This window comes from Winogradskyella wandonensis, from assembly GCF_004346845.1.
Classification (GTDB): Bacteria; Bacteroidota; Bacteroidia; order Flavobacteriales; family Flavobacteriaceae; genus Winogradskyella; species Winogradskyella wandonensis.
In genome coordinates, this window is record NZ_SMGI01000001.1 from 396135 (window position 1) to 410828 (window position 14694).

Genomic DNA, 14694 nt, shown 5'->3' on the forward strand with positions numbered 1-14694 from the left:
ATGTTTAAGTCTATTAAAAGTTTAATCATTGTATTTGTTATCGGTTGCTTTGTACTGGTATTTTCAAATATCCTAAAAGGATTTTGGTTTCAGTATAGTAGTGTAAAATCGTTCTTAATAGACTTTAGTTTTACAATGCTTTACACCTTTGTGTTAAGTTATGTAAACACGATTTATTTCAATTACATTAAGAAACAAACTTTTAGTAGTTACGATGTTCTTAAACGTATTCTTTATGGTATTGCAGGCGCAACAGTTATAACGGCTCTGTCTATCTTTTTGATTAGAATATTAACCGAGACTTTAATTTTCGGGAATTCTATAGAGGAGTTTTTAAAGACAGAGAGTTATAATCAATATGGTTTTGGTATATGGATAACGCTCACCATAGTATCGTTTTTCTATGTTATTTATTTCTATAACCGTTATCAAAAAACTAAAATAAAAGAGCAGAAAGTTATTGCTGGTGCTGCAAGTGCAAAGTTTGATGCTTTAAAGAATCAGTTAGACCCACACTTTTTGTTTAATAGCTTAAATGTTTTAACAAGTTTAATCGAAGAGAATCCAGAAAGCGCCCAAAAGTTTACAACCTCTTTATCTAAAGTATATCGGTATGTTTTAGAGCAAAAAAATAAAGATTTAGTCACTGTAGACGAGGAGTTGCAATTTGCAAAGACCTATATGTCTTTGCTAAAAATGCGTTTCGAGGACAGTATTATTTTTGAAATACCTGAAGAGGCTTCAAATCCTGAAAGTAGAGTGGTACCCTTATCATTACAACTACTTTTAGAAAATGCGGTAAAGCATAACATGGTAACATCGAGTAAGCCATTACATATCAAAATTTATGAAGATGGTGGTTACTTAGTAGTCATGAACAATCTACAGCCTAAACAAATTGTAAAAAAGTGTAGCGGCGTAGGTCTAGAAAATATTAAGCAACGTTATAAGTTGCTATCAAATAAAAAAGTTATCATCAATCAACGAGCAGAGGATTTTGCAGTAGCCATACCAATGCTCACAAAACAAGTATCAATCATGAGACAATCACAATTACCTCAAAACAGGCTAGACGAGAGTTACGTCAAAGCCCGTAAACGTTTAGAAGAACTCAAGGCCTTTTATGGCAGCTTAGTATCGTACTGTTTAGTTATTCCTTTTTTAATATTTATCTGGTACAGATACTCAAGTCATACCATACAATGGTTTTGGTTTCCTATGTTAGGTTGGGGATTAAGTTTATGCTTTCAAGCCTATAAGGTATTTATAGGAGATGGTGCTTTTGGTGCACGTTGGGAAGAACGCAAAATACAAGAGTATATGCGTAAAGAAGAAGAAAATAACCGTTGGAATTAAAAGAGCGTATTATGAAAAATCAAGAATCACATTTAAAACTTCAACGTGCAAAACGAAAACTAGAACGCTTAAAAGGGTTTTACAGACACTTAATGATTTTTACAATTATCAACTTAGTTATTATATGGCTTAGAGTAAACGATAATCTTGATAGCTGGGATAGTTTTATAACAGAATTATGGAGCCTACATACTTTAAGTACGTTCATAGTTTGGGGAGCCATCTTGTGTGTACATGCCTTTTCAGTTTTTCTCCTTCCAAACCTGTTGGGTTACGATTGGGAAGAGCGCAAAATTGAACAGTTTATGCAAGAAGAATTAAATAAAAACAAGTAGCATCATGGAAAAATATAGTATAGAACCCTATAAAGAAGAACAATCTCCTCTGAAGGATTTTAGAGAAGAAGAAGCATACCTAAGAGCAAAAAAGCGAGTAGAAGCCATTTCAGGGTTTTATTGGCATTTGGCATCTTATGTTATTGTCAATGTGTTTTTAATATTACTCATAGGTTTTAATGCAGGTTTCTCCGGATTTGGTCCTTATGCCACAGCCTTCTTTTGGGGTATTGGACTTTTATTTCATTTTATAGGCGTATTTGGTTTCAATTTTCTTTTAGGGAAAAATTGGGAACAGCGTAAAATTGAAGAATTTATGCAAAAAGAACGTGAAAAAGACAGTAAATTCAATGGCTATGAATAATAAGGAACAAGAAGAATTATATTATATCGAGGCTAAAAAAAGAGTGTCTCAACTCAAATGGTTTTACATTCATTTAGCGGCTTATTTAGTCGTAGTTACTTTTGTCATCTGGAATCTTTTTATTATCGAAGATACACCATATACTAATGCCATTTTAGCCGTTAATTATACCACAGTTATTGTTTGGGGATTTTTTGTTGTTCTCAATGCTATCAAAGTATTTAAAGGTCGTAGTCTTTTTAATAAAAAATGGGAAGAGAAAAAGATAAAAGAGTTTATGGGTGAAAACCATAAAACTTGGGAATAACTTAAGACATAAAAATTATAATTGTAACGTATGAAGGTTATTATAATCGAAGACGAAAAACCATCGGCACGCCGATTACAGCGTATGCTTAACGCTATAGATGTAAATGCAGAAACTATGCTTCACTCTGTGGAAGAAGCTGTTAGTTGGTTTAAAGATAATCCACATCCCGACTTAATCTTTTTGGATATACAGTTAAGTGATGGTTTGTCATTTGAAATTTTTGATACTGTAGAAATTAAGTCTGCCGTTATTTTTACAACAGCTTTTGATGAGTATGCGCTTCAGGCTTTTAAACTGAATAGTATTGATTATTTACTGAAGCCTATAGACGAGGACGATTTAAAAACGGCTGTAGATAAATTTCAAGAAAGAGCACCGCAACAACAAGCTGTAACTCTAGATTTTAATGACATTAAAAATTTGCTCGTAAACCCAATTGAACGCGAATACAAAAAACGCTTCTCCGTTAAAGTTGGTCAACACTTAAAGCTTATAAATATTGAAGATATAGAATGTGTTTACAGCGAAAATAAAGGCACTTATGCTTATACAAAAGATGGCAGAAATTATTTACTCGATACCACGTTAGACCAACTAGAAAATGACTTAGAGCCTCATGTTTTTTTTAGAGTAAGTCGTAAGTTTTATGTAAATATTAATGCTATTAAAGATATGGTAAGCTACACAAATTCTAGGCTTCAGATAAAATTAAACACGTTTAAAGAACAAAAGATAATCGTTGCGCGAGAGCGTGTTAAGGATTTTAAAAATTGGTTAGAATAAATCGAAAACATCACCGATTGTGTCACCAATGATGTCTCCAAAATCATCAAACATACCAAACATTCCAACATCAAAAAATAGGTCGAGTAAGAGTAAATCCGTTAAATCCGACTCCCATGATTTTTTAGATTTCTTTTTGGCTTCTTTTTTCCAATCTTCGTAGGTTTCCTCTTCTTTTTGACTAATGACCATAGGTACGGTGCTAGAAAAACTTTTTTCTAGCATTATGTCATAAGCTTCGCGCTTTTTCTCATCTGACAACACATTAAAGGCTTCAATCAACACATCGAATTTTTCTCTAGCTTCTGGAGTTTTATTATTTTCAGGATGATAAAGTGCTATTTCTTTTCTAAATGCCTTCTTTATGGTTTCTAGATTAGCGTCTTTGGCAACGCCAAGTATAGAGTAGTAGTCAGTTATCATTATGGTAGAATTTACCTAATAAGTCACATTGCAAATCAATTTGTTACAACTAATCTTCGTCAATTCTATTCTCATCAAATGCAGACGGCAATAGCTTTGGAATAAATTTTACGAAAAGCGGTAATAAAAGCATACCTCCAGGAAGCATAAAGATAGCCAGACTTGGTATGGATTTAAAAATATCTAAAAGCTGATTCTGTATTTTTTTCTGTTCCTCTTCGGTTAAGTTGCGTTTTGTAGATTGGGTTAACAGATAAATGGCTTCTTTGCTTTGAGACAGCTCTTTAGTAAGTCTTTTGCTGTTTCGTTTTATAAGTCGCGTAACTATACTACTGCTATTGTCATAAAAACTTTGGGCCAGATTCTTAGCGCTTAAAAACGCTATTTTATCGCGATTTTTTTCGTAAAACGCATTAATATCATCTATGGATTGAATAAGAATATGTGAGTCTATATCTAAGTCTTGCCGCAGTTGGTTGAGGTATAGGTATTCGTTTTTATCTATTTGCTTATCACTCCAAGACGCCATACATACAATATCTACAACATATCGTTTTTCTAAGGTTCCAGAGATAGAAGCAGCAACCTGGTCTTTAGATAATTGTACCTCTTTTTTGTGCCTTAATGAAGCTTCAAAAAGCTTAATTAGGTTTTGGTCGTATTCTGTTTTGTTGGTTTTAGAATCTAAAACAGTAAATACGATGGTTTCTAATGCAGATTCAAAATTAGAGATGTATGTCTTTGTATTTTCTTTTTCTGTTAAAAATCTATGGTAACCGATGATGTCTATAAACAAAAATGCATTAATCAAAAAATAGTTGAAATTCTTGGTAATGATATTATCATCAATATGAATACGTTTATGAATAATTTGTTCTAACAACTTATCGCTACTTGGCTCCCCAAAGAGTTCTGATAAAAACGAACGTTTATGCTCGTCAGTAGCTTTGTAATAATCAACTACACTATCTAGAAAATTACCTTCGGCCGTTTCAAGACTAAAGATGTAGTAGAATGCAGTAATTAGATTGACTTTACAGCGTTCTTCCTCATTAAAATCGGTATCATCGACTAAATCGCAGATACAATTGATATTGCTACCATAAATAAACCCAGTGGCTTTTAATCTTTTGTAGAAGGAAGCCTTGTCTAATTGCAAGACAGTACTCTCAGGTAAAAAGGTGAGTAGTTTCTTTATCCAACCAGTTGCTGAAGGATTCATTTTAAGATTTTTTATAAAATTAAAAAAGCTACTTAATAAGCAGCTCTTTTTTAAACGTTATTTTTATTGCGCTATCGACTATTCAATAATTCCAGCACAACTCACTCTTGCACCAGCAGCACCAGACGGTTGCGATGTAAAATCGTCAGTACCTTGGTGTACAATAACCGCTTTACCAACAATGTCTTTAGTCTCATCTCCGCAACCAATACACCATTGATCTGTTGAAAACTCGACAGTACCAACGCCATCTGCAGCGACTTCAAAATTTCCTATGTCACCTTTGTGATAACCAGCTTCATCACCCCATTTTCCATGTGGTTGAGCTGTAGGATTCCAATGCCCTCCAGTAGATTTTCCGTCTGCAGAAGAGCAATCCGCAGTTTGATGAATGTGTATGGCATGAGAACCTTCTGTAAGTCCAGTCATGTTTGCTGTCATGGAAACGGTTCCGTCTGATTCTTGGAATGTTACCGTGCCTTCTACGTTACTATCGCTTTTAGGTGATAGGTTAATCGTCATTTTTTTTGTTGTACTTTCTGGAGTTTTTACTTCTTCAACTTCAACTTCTTCAACAACTTCTTCAGTTTTTTTATTGTCTTTACATGCTATAAAAGAAATTAAAGCCATAAAGATTACGATTGGTTTTAAATATTTCATCATCTATTTTTTTGGTTTTGAGTAAAGTTACGCAGATTGATTGTGCTTTGCAAATTCTTTAATTCTCCTTTAACCATAGTTTTTGGTCAAATATGCCTCGCCGAAGATTATTAGCAAACAAAAGAGTTTATTCTATCCTCGTTTGTGATGATTTGTATCTGTTTATGGCGTAAATGATACTTCGCCTTTTGCCTGGCGTAAGAGCTTCAAATATGTTGTAAGCCTCGTAATCTGTGAGCATCACTGCTTCGAATTCTTCACATGGGATAACACCGTATTTAGTAGTATCTTCAGAGAGTTGCATTTCTAAGTTATCAGTAGATGTAAGATTAAGTTCTTTCTGTTTTGTTTTACTAAAATAGATTCTAAAAACACCTGTTTTTTCTCGTCTTAACGCAGCATAAAATTCAATGGTTTTAGAATTAAAATTGGCTTTAACTTTAATTCGGTTTTGTTTTAATTTATAGAATACCTCTGCATAAAGTTTAGGGATTATTACACTTTGCTTATCTGCCAAACTAACTTTAAATACTTCAGTTTTAATCATAGCGAAAAGAGGTAAATCTATTACATGACAAATATCATATTTTATTCGATGCCACACCGCTAATTTTGATTATCAATTCATAGGTATGTGCAAATCACTAGTTAATAAATATAACGTAGCGGGTCCTCGTTACACAAGTTATCCAACCGTTCCGTATTGGAATGTAGATACGTTTTCTCAGAAAAAATGGGAATCATCGATAATACAATCTTTTAACGAAAGTAATGCACAAGAAGGTTTAAGCATCTACATACATTTACCATTTTGCGAAAGTCTGTGTACCTTTTGTGGTTGCCATAAGCGTATTACAAAACGTCACGAATTGGAGTTGCCATACATAAAAGCAGTATTAAAAGAATGGCAATTGTACCTTAAGCTTTTTAAAGGACGACCAAATATAAAAGAGCTCCATCTAGGTGGTGGTACACCAACATTTTTCTCACCAGAAAATTTAGAGTTCTTAATTTCTGAAATATTAATGACATCTAATCTTGCAGAGGATTATGAATTTAGCTTTGAAGGGCATCCTAACAATACCACTAAAGAACACTTGCAAACTTTATTTAATTTAGGTTTTAGACGCGTTAGTTATGGCGTACAAGATTATAATATAGATGTACAAAAAGCCATACATCGTGTACAGCCTTTTGAAAACGTACAAAAAGTAACTGAATTAGCAAGAGAAATTGGTTATACTTCTGTGGGGCACGACATTATATTTGGCTTGCCATTTCAGACTAAAGAAGATGTTATAGGTACCATTATGAAAACAGGAATGCTAAAACCAAACCGAATTGCATTCTACAGCTATGCCCACGTGCCATGGATAAAGGGTAATGGTCAGCGCGGATTTAGAGACGAAGATGTGCCAAAAGGAGAAGAAAAACGAGAGCAGTACGAAACAGGTAAGACCATGTTACAAAACATAGGTTACACAGAAATTGGTATGGATCATTTTGCACTGCCTAACGATTCCCTGTACAAGTCTATGATTAACAAAACACTGCATAGGAACTTTATGGGTTATACCGCTTCGAAAACGCAAGCTATGATTGGGCTTGGTGTATCTTCCATAAGCGATAGTTGGTATGGATTTGCACAAAACGTTAAGTCGATTGAAGAGTATTACCATTTATTAAAAGAAAATATTATTCCTGTTTTTAAGGGGCATATATTAAATACAGAAGATTTAAAAATAAGAAAGCACATTCTTAATTTAATGTGTAATTTTAAAACGCATTGGGATACCGAGGACTTATATTTTGAAGAAATCCCGGAAATTATTATTAAACTTAAAGAATTAGAACATGATGGTTTACTTGCCTTTGTAGATAACGGGTTGATTGTTACCGAGAAAGGAAAACCATTCATTAGAAATATAAGTATGGCATTTGATTTATTATTACAGCGTAAACGCCCCGATAGTCAGTTGTTTTCAATGACCATATAATTACTAATCTTAAAACAATTAAAAATGAAAAAAATACTAGTACCCGTCGATTTTTCAGAGCACTCAGAAAATGCTCTTGAAACAGCAGCAGCCATTGCAAAAAAGCATGGTTCAGAACTTTATGTTCTTCATATGTTGGAGCTCTCTAACGCTATTTATACAGCAAGTACAGCCGCTCTAAACGAGGAAGGTGTATTCTATTTTAAACTTGCAGAAAAGAAAATGAATACATTTCTAGATAGAAATTTTCTTGATGGTGTAGATGTAACTCCAGTAATAAAGCATTTTAAAGTATTTAAAGAAATTAATGAGGTAATTAATGCCCATCAAATCGATTTAGTGGTTATGGGGTCTCATGGCACCAGTGGCGTAAAGGATGTCATAATTGGTTCTAATGCAGAGCGTGTGGTACGTTATTCCGAAGTGCCAGTTCTTATAGTAAAGCACAATCCAATTTTAGTAGAGTTTAATACGGGAATATTTGCAAGCGACTTCTCCGAAGATGCCATCGAAGCCTATCTAAGAGCAAAAGCAACCTTTAAGAAATTAGATTCTAAAATGCACCTAATTTATGTAAACACACCAGATAATGGTTTTAAAAGTTCTACTGAAATAGATGTTTTAGTAACTAAGTTTCTAAGGAAAGCAGATGGCGATTTAGAGAACTACTCTAATGTTAATGTCGTGTCCGATTATTCTGTAGAAAAAGGAATCCTAAACTTTGCAAACAGCATTGGTGCAGATTTAGTTGCTGTTGCAACACATGGTCGCAGAGGCTTGGCTCACTTTTTCGAAGGTAGTATATCAGAAGATATAGCCAACCACTCGACATTGCCAGTAATGACATTTAAAATTTAATACTTGACTCTTTTTTTAATGTTTGGTTAGTATTTTTTTTAGAATCAAGTGTAATAACGCCAAAGTTTAATCAGCTTTGGCGTTTTTTTATAATTTAAAATTTGAATAGAATGTGGAATTGAAAAGCTTATACCTAATGGCAATTTAATTGCCCTGAAGCCATCTCTACAAAAGGTTCTGGTGAGATATAGGGAATGCCTAAACCTAAACCTCTAAGAATAAATAAGGCTCCAATAATTACAACAAAAACAGGAACTGCTTTCTGTATGCGCTGTTTAATTGTACTGTTTAAAAACTTACCAAAATAAATGGCTGAGGTCATTAACGGGATAGTCCCAATACCAAAAATTAGCATATATAAACTTCCCCAAGTAAGACTTCCTGTGGCTATTGCTCCAAAAACTGCCATATATACTAATCCACAAGGCAAAAATCCATTTAAAAAACCAATGGTTAAAAAGGTATCGGCACTTTTCTTTTTTAATGCTGCACCTAATGACGATTTTACCTTGCTTATAATTCGATGAAGCGGTTTAGAGAGATTGTATTTATAAATTGTCTTGTAAGGCATTAAGACTAAAACAATCATTAAAACACCAATAACTATAGACAATTGTTGTTGAAAGCCAAAAATATTTAAACTTTTACCGATAATGCCAAAGATTAGCCCAATAAGGCTATAAGCCAATAAACGACCTAAGTGATACATAAAAATTTGTGAAACTTTTTTAAACGAGTTTGTTCGGTCCACAGGTAGCATAAACGCAATAGGACCACACATGCCAACGCAGTGTAAACTCCCTAATAATCCTAATGCAAACGCTGTGGCTACCATAAATATTAATAGCTTAATTGGTCTTTATACATAAACGCTTCGTCTTTATAAGTCCAGTCTATCTTAATGTTCCAGCGACCATCTAACAAGCGATTGTCAGGTATGAGCAAGTTGTGATTAGACAATGAAATAGGAATCTCAAAATCTAGTTGCTTATTAGATGGTCTATATAGGAACACTTTTCCTTTTATGCTTGTAATGTCTAAGTCTTTTGGAAAGGCTAAAAGAATACCATCTTCTGTCTTTTTCCAGGTGATATTTTCTGAAAGCTTTTTGGCATTTTCAACCTTATTAATATCGTTCTGATATTTTAATTCTTGTTGGTAATAATCATCTGTTACCAAGTCGTGATTGTATTTAGAATCTGTACTCATACTAATCACGAAATACATTATAAATGCTATAAATCCTATAAACGCAATGACGATTGCTGTGCCCCAATTTATTTTCATATCTTATATTTTAATTATAGCTACGAGGTCCTAAAAAACCAACAGTTGTGGTTTCAACTAACTCCTCGTTACTGTATATATCTATTGTTAACTTATTTTTATCGCCGGATACGTCTTTGCGATATAATTCTATAAACAATGTACCTTCGGCAATGTCTTGCGCTTTTAATACCATCGCATCAGAATTTGAAACGAGTTTTACTTCGCCTTCCATATTTCTTATTCTAAAGCTTATATTTTGGATATCTTCCGACGTTTTATTTACCAGTTTGTAGGTGTACACATTACTTATAATATCTTCTCCTTTTTGCTCGTAAAGTTGGCCTGGTAATCTAAGAATATTAGCTTCCACGTCATTTCTTAGAGCCAGCATACCTAATAAAACTCCAGAGAGAATAACAAGGACTGTGATGTATCCTTTCATTCTTGCAGTTAGCTTAAACTCAGTTTTATTTTCGATGTTTTCCTCGCTAGCATAACGGATGAGACCTTTAGGAAGATTAATTTTTTCCATAATTGTATCGCACTCATCGATACATGCTGTGCAATTAACGCACTCTAATTGCGTACCGTTTCTAATATCTATTCCGGTAGGGCAGACGTGTACGCATTGAAAACAATCAATACAGTCGCCATGACCTAAAGCTTGGCGGTCTTCATTTTTTCGGAACGATTTACGCCCGTTTTCTCCTTCGCCTCTTTTGTGGTCATACGCCACGACAATAGATTTGGTATCTAATAATACACCTTGTAAGCGCCCGTATGGACAGGCAATAATGCAAACTTGTTCTCTAAACCAGGCGAAAACAAAATAAAATACACCTGTAAAAATTATTAGTGGTATAAGTGTGCTAAGGTGCTTAAACGGACCTTCGATAATATACTTTATAAGCTTATCACCACTTATAAGATAGGCTAAAAATACGTTAGCTATTAAAAATGATATAACTAAGAATATAAACCACTTTAGTAGGCGTTTTCTAATTTTTTCTGAATCCCATTTTTGTTTTGCAAGTTTACGCTGCTTGTTTCTATCGCCATCAATCCAAAACTCAATACGTCTAAAGACCATTTCCATAAAAATGGTTTGAGGACAAAACCACCCGCAAAAAATACGCCCAAAACCTACGGTAAACAACGTAATAAAGACAACAAGAATTATCATTGATATAACGAACAAATGAAAATCTTGTGGCCAGAACGGAAAGCCAAAAATATTAAAGCGACGCTCTAATACATTGAACATCAAAAACTGATTGCCATTAATTTTTATAAATGGCGAGGCAAATAAAAAGGCTAATAAAAAATAGCTTAATAATTTACGTTTTTCCCAAAGTGGTCCGGATGGTTTTTTAGGAAATATCCAGTTGCGCTTTCCTTCTTCATTGATGGTAGCGATAGAATCTCTAAAAACTTCGTTTGAAGGGGTTTCCATGTTTTTACGCAACTGGCGATTTGGCTGTTTTTATAAATTAACCTTAGTTTTCTGTAGCACTTACAACTTCTACGGCTTCAGTACTTTCTGTACTGCTGTTTTCTTCTGTTTTTTCCTCTGTTTCTTTGTTAGTTTCTTGGTCTGTTGCAGACTCATCTATCCAAATCTCACCTTCGGCAGCTTTGGCCTCTGCAGGTGTTGTGCCTTGAAATTGTAACACATAGCTTGCTACTTGTGCCATTTCAGAAGGCTTTAAACCTTCTTTCTTCCAAGAGACCATACCTTTACCAGAGCGTCCACCTTCAGAAATAGTTTTGAACACATTTTTTATACCACCGCCAAGAATCCAATACTCATCGGTAAGATTTGGTCCAATACCACCACCGCCATCAGCTTTGTGACACACGGCGCATTTGGAGACAAAAATATTTTCACCAGCTTTTAAGTCAGACGCTTCAGTTAAAAGTACTACTGTATTTACATCTACTAAATCTTTGGCATTTTTCTTATACTCTTCTATCGCGCGTTGTGCTTCGGCATACTCAATTTCATATTCTGCAAATTGGTCATCTGCATTAAGCACATGATATCTAATCATATAAACGACTCCGAATATAATTGTAACGTAAAAGCTATAGACCCACCAAGGTGGAAGATTATTATCGAGCTCTTTTATGCCATCGTAGTTATGGTCTAAAATAATTTCGCCTTCTTCTTCAATAGGCTTAGAACCGACTAGTTTTTTGTATGCGTTCTTAAACCATAATACTAGTTTAGACGGTGCTTCTTGTTGCGCATCGTATCTTGCTTTGGCTTCTTCGTCTAAACTTTGATACAAGACGTTTTCCATAGCGCCAACAATACCTTCTATGGCAATTAGAATTAAGAGTACCAATAGTAAGAAAGCTAAAACCACTGGTTTTTCCATAAAGGCTGGTTGGTCTCCAGACTCTACAAAGTATTCGACAAGTCCTGCTATAATAAAGAATACAAGAGGAACTCTTATGTATGATGGGATTAATTTTCTCATGATAATGTATCGTTTTGGTTGTCTAATGGTAAGTTACTCACCGTATTGATGTAGTCTTTCTTAGCGGTAAATACCCAGTAAAAAAGAGTGACAAAAAAGATGAAAAATATAAGTAAGGATATCAAAGGGTATATTTCTATACCTGTGATACTTTCCATATGTCCTTTTACAAATTTTAGCATGGCTTTTAGTTTTGAGCGGTTTCTTCTATGATTTCTTTTACTTTTATATCAGTGCCTAAGCGCTGTAAGTAGGCAATAATCGCAACAATTTCACGATTTTTCATTTCTACAAAATCAGCACCAGCGGCTGCTTTATCTGCTTCGTAACTTTTTACAAAGTCTGGGTCGTCGTAAAGATTTTTCTCGATTTGTGCACCTTGTGCTAGCATAGATTGCTGTGCGTTGTCAATGTCCTCTTGAGTGTAAGGTACACCTAATGTTACCATGGCTTCCATTTTCTTTTCGGTCATGGATTTATCGAGTTCATCTCTAATAAGCCACTGATATCTCGGCATAATAGATTCTTCATTCATAGCTTGCGGGTCGTAAAGGTGACTTAGATGCCAGCTATCTGTGTACTTTCCGCCAACACGGTGTAAATCTGGTCCGGTACGTTTACTTCCCCATAAGAATGGGTGGTCATAGACATATTCACCTGCTTTAGAATACTCACCATAACGCTCCACTTCACTTCTAAACGGTCTTACCATTTGCGAGTGACAGCCAACACAACCTTCACGGATGTAGATATCTCTACCTTCTAATTCTAGCGGTGTGTATGGTTTTACACTGCTAATTGTTGGAATATTAGACTCTACGACTAACGTTGGTATAATCTGAACAATACCTCCAATTAAGATAGCTACGGTTGCATAAATGGTTAATAAAACAGGTTTACGCTCTAACCAAGTGTGCCATCCTTCTCCAGCTACTCGGCCTTTAGACACACGTTTTAGAGCCGGAGCTTCTGCTAATTCGTCCGTAACTGTTTCGCCAGAACGTCTTACAGTTACAATAACGTTATACACTAGAATAAGCATACCTGCGATGTATAGTGTACCACCAATAGCTCTCATCCAGTACATTGGCATAATTTGGGTTACAGTTTCTAAAAAGTTACCGTAAACTATCGTCCCGTCTGGTTGAAACTGTTTCCACATACTTGCTTGTGTAAATCCAGCAACATACATTGGTAAGGCGTATAATATAATACCTAGAGTACCTATCCAGAAGTGTAAGTTGGCTAAACCTATTGAATGGAGTTTGGTTTTAAATAATCTTGGGATTAACCAATAAATCATACCAAAGGCCAAGAAGCCATTCCAAGCTAATGCACCGACGTGTACGTGTGCAATAATCCAATCGGTAAAGTGTGCAATAGCATTTACATTTTTAAGCGAAAGCATAGGTCCTTCGAAGGTGGCCATACCATAACCTGTAATGGCAACAACCATAAATTTTAGAACTGGGTCTGTACGAACCTTGTCCCACGCACCTCGTAAGGTTAATAATCCATTAATCATACCACCCCAAGATGGTGCAATAAGCATTACAGAGAATGCTACACCTAAATGTTGCGCCCATTCTGGTAAAGCTGTATATAATAAGTGGTGTGGTCCGGCCCAGATGTAAATGAATATTAATGACCAAAAGTGAACTATGGAAAGCCTGTAAGAATATACTGGTCTATTAGCGGCTTTAGGTACAAAATAGTACATTAAACCTAAGAACGGTGTTGTTAAGAAAAATGCTACAGCATTGTGTCCGTACCACCATTGTACTAAAGCATCTTGTACACCAGCATAAACAGAGTAACTTTTTAAACCACTAACTGGCAATTCTAAACTGTTAAAAATATGAAGTACCGCTACAGTAACAAACGTAGCTAGATAAAACCATATCGCTACGTATAAATGGCGTTGACGACGTTTTAGTATAGTACCAATAAGATTAACACCAAAAGCTACCCAGATTAATGCTATAGCAATATCGAAAGGCCACTCTAGCTCAGCGTATTCTTTTGAGGTTGTATAACCCAAAGGCAAGGTAATAGCTGCGCCAACAATAAGTAATTGCCAAGCCCAGAAATTAAAATTACTTAGAAAGTCGCTAAACATTCTTGCCTTAAGTAAACGTTGTGTCGAGTAGTAAACACCTGCAAAAATGGCGTTACCCACAAAGGCAAAAATCACAGCGTTTGTATGCAGTGGTCGTAAACGTCCAAAGCTTAACCAGGATATGCCATCGGTCATGTTTGGGAATAAAAACATAAATGCCAGTATAAGCCCTACCAGCATTCCAACAACTCCCCAAAGTATGGTGGCATAGAGGAATTTTTTAACGACTTTGTTATCGTAATAAAATTGTTGAATTTCCATAGTTAGTGTAATTGATTTATTTAGTTGAATTATTTTCTTTTTCAGCTTTTACGAGTTCATCCTCAAAAAGCATGCGCACAGACGGTGTATAACTATCATCGTATTGCCCAGATTTTACAGCAAAAACAAAGACTGCAAAGAATACAATAGCAACAATAATGCTTACAGCAAGTAAAATATATATAACGCTCATACCTATTTGAAGTTATGGCTCAAAAATACTGTTGAACCTTTTTTAAAAACATGACTTTTAT

General features: G+C 34.9%; 18 protein-coding genes. 7 read left to right on the top strand and 11 right to left on the bottom strand.

Annotated features, from left to right (window positions below; genetic code table 11):
- The 5 genes from DFQ05_RS01820 to DFQ05_RS01840 are packed head-to-tail and all read left to right on the top strand — an operon-like array spanning window position 1 to window position 3148.
- Window positions 1–1356, top strand: coding sequence for a histidine kinase (locus DFQ05_RS01820; RefSeq protein ID WP_132702994.1), 1356 nt, complete (start codon window positions 1–3; stop codon window positions 1354–1356).
- An 11-nt stretch (window positions 1357–1367) separates the two neighbouring features.
- The gene (locus DFQ05_RS01825; RefSeq protein WP_132702996.1) at window positions 1368–1691 is read left to right on the top strand and encodes a 2TM domain-containing protein; all 324 of its coding nucleotides are present in this window, start codon (window positions 1368–1370) and stop codon (window positions 1689–1691) included.
- A gap of 4 nt (window positions 1692–1695) precedes the next feature.
- Complete coding sequence (locus DFQ05_RS01830) at window positions 1696–2055, top strand: 2TM domain-containing protein (protein ID WP_073085875.1); 360 nt, start codon at window positions 1696–1698, stop codon at window positions 2053–2055.
- On the top strand, window positions 2048–2362 hold the full coding sequence (locus DFQ05_RS01835; protein WP_158281886.1) for a 2TM domain-containing protein: 315 nt from the start codon (window positions 2048–2050) through the stop codon (window positions 2360–2362). Before DFQ05_RS01830 ends, DFQ05_RS01835 begins: the two co-directional genes overlap by 8 nt.
- 30 nt (window positions 2363–2392) lie before the next feature.
- The gene (locus DFQ05_RS01840; RefSeq protein ID WP_132703000.1) at window positions 2393–3148 is read left to right on the top strand and encodes a LytR/AlgR family response regulator transcription factor; all 756 of its coding nucleotides are present in this window, start codon (window positions 2393–2395) and stop codon (window positions 3146–3148) included.
- On the opposite strand, the gene DFQ05_RS01845 is transcribed toward DFQ05_RS01840, so the two are convergent.
- The 4 genes from DFQ05_RS01845 to DFQ05_RS01860 form a co-directional block, all read right to left on the bottom strand.
- Window positions 3140–3571 (bottom strand): DnaJ domain-containing protein, encoded by a 432-nt coding sequence (locus DFQ05_RS01845; protein ID WP_132703002.1) that lies wholly within the window; start codon window positions 3569–3571, stop codon window positions 3140–3142. The genes DFQ05_RS01840 and DFQ05_RS01845 overlap by 9 nt on opposite strands.
- A gap of 49 nt (window positions 3572–3620) precedes the next feature.
- Window positions 3621–4793, bottom strand: a complete 1173-nt coding sequence (locus tag DFQ05_RS01850; RefSeq protein ID WP_132703004.1) for an LETM1-related biofilm-associated protein — start codon at window positions 4791–4793, stop codon at window positions 3621–3623.
- A gap of 78 nt (window positions 4794–4871) precedes the next feature.
- Window positions 4872–5453 (bottom strand): superoxide dismutase family protein, encoded by a 582-nt coding sequence (locus DFQ05_RS01855; protein ID WP_132704118.1) that lies wholly within the window; start codon window positions 5451–5453, stop codon window positions 4872–4874.
- A 127-nt stretch (window positions 5454–5580) separates the two neighbouring features.
- The gene (locus DFQ05_RS01860; protein WP_241974190.1) at window positions 5581–6000 is read right to left on the bottom strand and encodes a YdeI/OmpD-associated family protein; all 420 of its coding nucleotides are present in this window, start codon (window positions 5998–6000) and stop codon (window positions 5581–5583) included.
- An 85-nt stretch (window positions 6001–6085) separates the two neighbouring features.
- On the opposite strand from DFQ05_RS01860, the gene hemN reads away from it, so the two are divergent.
- Window positions 6086–7450: an oxygen-independent coproporphyrinogen III oxidase gene (gene hemN / locus DFQ05_RS01865; RefSeq protein WP_132703006.1), complete on the top strand. Its 1365-nt coding sequence runs from the start codon at window positions 6086–6088 to the stop codon at window positions 7448–7450.
- A 24-nt stretch (window positions 7451–7474) separates the two neighbouring features.
- Window positions 7475–8308, top strand: a complete 834-nt coding sequence (locus DFQ05_RS01870; protein ID WP_132703008.1) for a universal stress protein — start codon at window positions 7475–7477, stop codon at window positions 8306–8308.
- A 133-nt stretch (window positions 8309–8441) separates the two neighbouring features.
- On the opposite strand, the gene DFQ05_RS01875 is transcribed toward DFQ05_RS01870, so the two are convergent.
- Genes DFQ05_RS01875 through ccoS form a run of 7 tightly spaced genes read right to left on the bottom strand, consistent with a single transcriptional unit; the run spans window position 8442 to window position 14633 of the window.
- Window positions 8442–9143, bottom strand: a complete 702-nt coding sequence (locus tag DFQ05_RS01875) for a sulfite exporter TauE/SafE family protein (protein WP_132703010.1) — start codon at window positions 9141–9143, stop codon at window positions 8442–8444.
- 5 nt (window positions 9144–9148) lie between these two features.
- Window positions 9149–9595 carry a FixH family protein gene (locus DFQ05_RS01880; protein ID WP_132703012.1) on the bottom strand — a complete coding sequence of 149 codons (447 nt, stop codon included), beginning with the start codon at window positions 9593–9595 and terminating at the stop codon, window positions 9149–9151.
- A 10-nt stretch (window positions 9596–9605) separates the two neighbouring features.
- Entirely contained in the window at window positions 9606–11030 is a 1425-nt protein-coding gene (gene ccoG / locus DFQ05_RS01885) for a cytochrome c oxidase accessory protein CcoG (RefSeq protein WP_132703014.1), read from the bottom strand.
- A gap of 43 nt (window positions 11031–11073) precedes the next feature.
- Window positions 11074–12060, bottom strand: a complete 987-nt coding sequence (locus tag DFQ05_RS01890; RefSeq protein WP_132703016.1) for a cbb3-type cytochrome c oxidase N-terminal domain-containing protein — start codon at window positions 12058–12060, stop codon at window positions 11074–11076.
- Window positions 12057–12242, bottom strand: a complete 186-nt coding sequence (locus DFQ05_RS01895) for a CcoQ/FixQ family Cbb3-type cytochrome c oxidase assembly chaperone (RefSeq protein ID WP_132703018.1) — start codon at window positions 12240–12242, stop codon at window positions 12057–12059. Before DFQ05_RS01895 ends, DFQ05_RS01890 begins: the two co-directional genes overlap by 4 nt.
- Window positions 12243–12247: 5 nt before the next feature.
- A complete protein-coding gene (gene ccoN, locus DFQ05_RS01900) occupies window positions 12248–14440 on the bottom strand; it encodes a cytochrome-c oxidase, cbb3-type subunit I (protein ID WP_132703020.1) in 2193 nt (730 codons plus the stop codon).
- A gap of 16 nt (window positions 14441–14456) precedes the next feature.
- Window positions 14457–14633, bottom strand: coding sequence for a cbb3-type cytochrome oxidase assembly protein CcoS (ccoS, locus tag DFQ05_RS01905; RefSeq protein WP_132703022.1), 177 nt, complete (start codon window positions 14631–14633; stop codon window positions 14457–14459).
- Between the last annotated feature and the right edge of the window lie 61 nt (window positions 14634–14694).

Excerpts from the sequence above, each read along its gene's own strand:
- DFQ05_RS01875 (WP_132703010.1), bottom strand. The coding sequence starts at position 9,143 with ATGGTAGCCACAGCGTTTGCATTAGGATTATTAGGGAGTTTACACTGC.
- ccoS (WP_132703022.1), bottom strand. The coding sequence starts at position 14,633 with ATGAGCGTTATATATATTTTACTTGCTGTAAGCATTATTGTTGCTATT.
- DFQ05_RS01880 (WP_132703012.1), bottom strand. The coding sequence starts at position 9,595 with ATGAAAATAAATTGGGGCACAGCAATCGTCATTGCGTTTATAGGATTT.
- ccoN (WP_132703020.1), bottom strand. The coding sequence starts at position 14,440 with ATGGAAATTCAACAATTTTATTACGATAACAAAGTCGTTAAAAAATTC.
- DFQ05_RS01835 (WP_158281886.1), top strand. The coding sequence starts at position 2,048 with ATGAATAATAAGGAACAAGAAGAATTATATTATATCGAGGCTAAAAAA.
- DFQ05_RS01825 (WP_132702996.1), top strand. The coding sequence starts at position 1,368 with ATGAAAAATCAAGAATCACATTTAAAACTTCAACGTGCAAAACGAAAA.
- DFQ05_RS01895 (WP_132703018.1), bottom strand. The coding sequence starts at position 12,242 with ATGCTAAAATTTGTAAAAGGACATATGGAAAGTATCACAGGTATAGAA.
- DFQ05_RS01870 (WP_132703008.1), top strand. The coding sequence starts at position 7,475 with ATGAAAAAAATACTAGTACCCGTCGATTTTTCAGAGCACTCAGAAAAT.
- DFQ05_RS01845 (WP_132703002.1), bottom strand. The coding sequence starts at position 3,571 with ATGATAACTGACTACTACTCTATACTTGGCGTTGCCAAAGACGCTAAT.
- DFQ05_RS01855 (WP_132704118.1), bottom strand. The coding sequence starts at position 5,453 with ATGAAATATTTAAAACCAATCGTAATCTTTATGGCTTTAATTTCTTTT.
- hemN (WP_132703006.1), top strand. The coding sequence starts at position 6,086 with ATGTGCAAATCACTAGTTAATAAATATAACGTAGCGGGTCCTCGTTAC.
- DFQ05_RS01840 (WP_132703000.1), top strand. The coding sequence starts at position 2,393 with ATGAAGGTTATTATAATCGAAGACGAAAAACCATCGGCACGCCGATTA.
- DFQ05_RS01830 (WP_073085875.1), top strand. The coding sequence starts at position 1,696 with ATGGAAAAATATAGTATAGAACCCTATAAAGAAGAACAATCTCCTCTG.
- DFQ05_RS01860 (WP_241974190.1), bottom strand. The coding sequence starts at position 6,000 with ATGATTAAAACTGAAGTATTTAAAGTTAGTTTGGCAGATAAGCAAAGT.
- ccoG (WP_132703014.1), bottom strand. The coding sequence starts at position 11,030 with ATGGAAACCCCTTCAAACGAAGTTTTTAGAGATTCTATCGCTACCATC.
- DFQ05_RS01850 (WP_132703004.1), bottom strand. The coding sequence starts at position 4,793 with ATGAATCCTTCAGCAACTGGTTGGATAAAGAAACTACTCACCTTTTTA.
- DFQ05_RS01820 (WP_132702994.1), top strand. The coding sequence starts at position 1 with ATGTTTAAGTCTATTAAAAGTTTAATCATTGTATTTGTTATCGGTTGC.
- DFQ05_RS01890 (WP_132703016.1), bottom strand. The coding sequence starts at position 12,060 with ATGAGAAAATTAATCCCATCATACATAAGAGTTCCTCTTGTATTCTTT.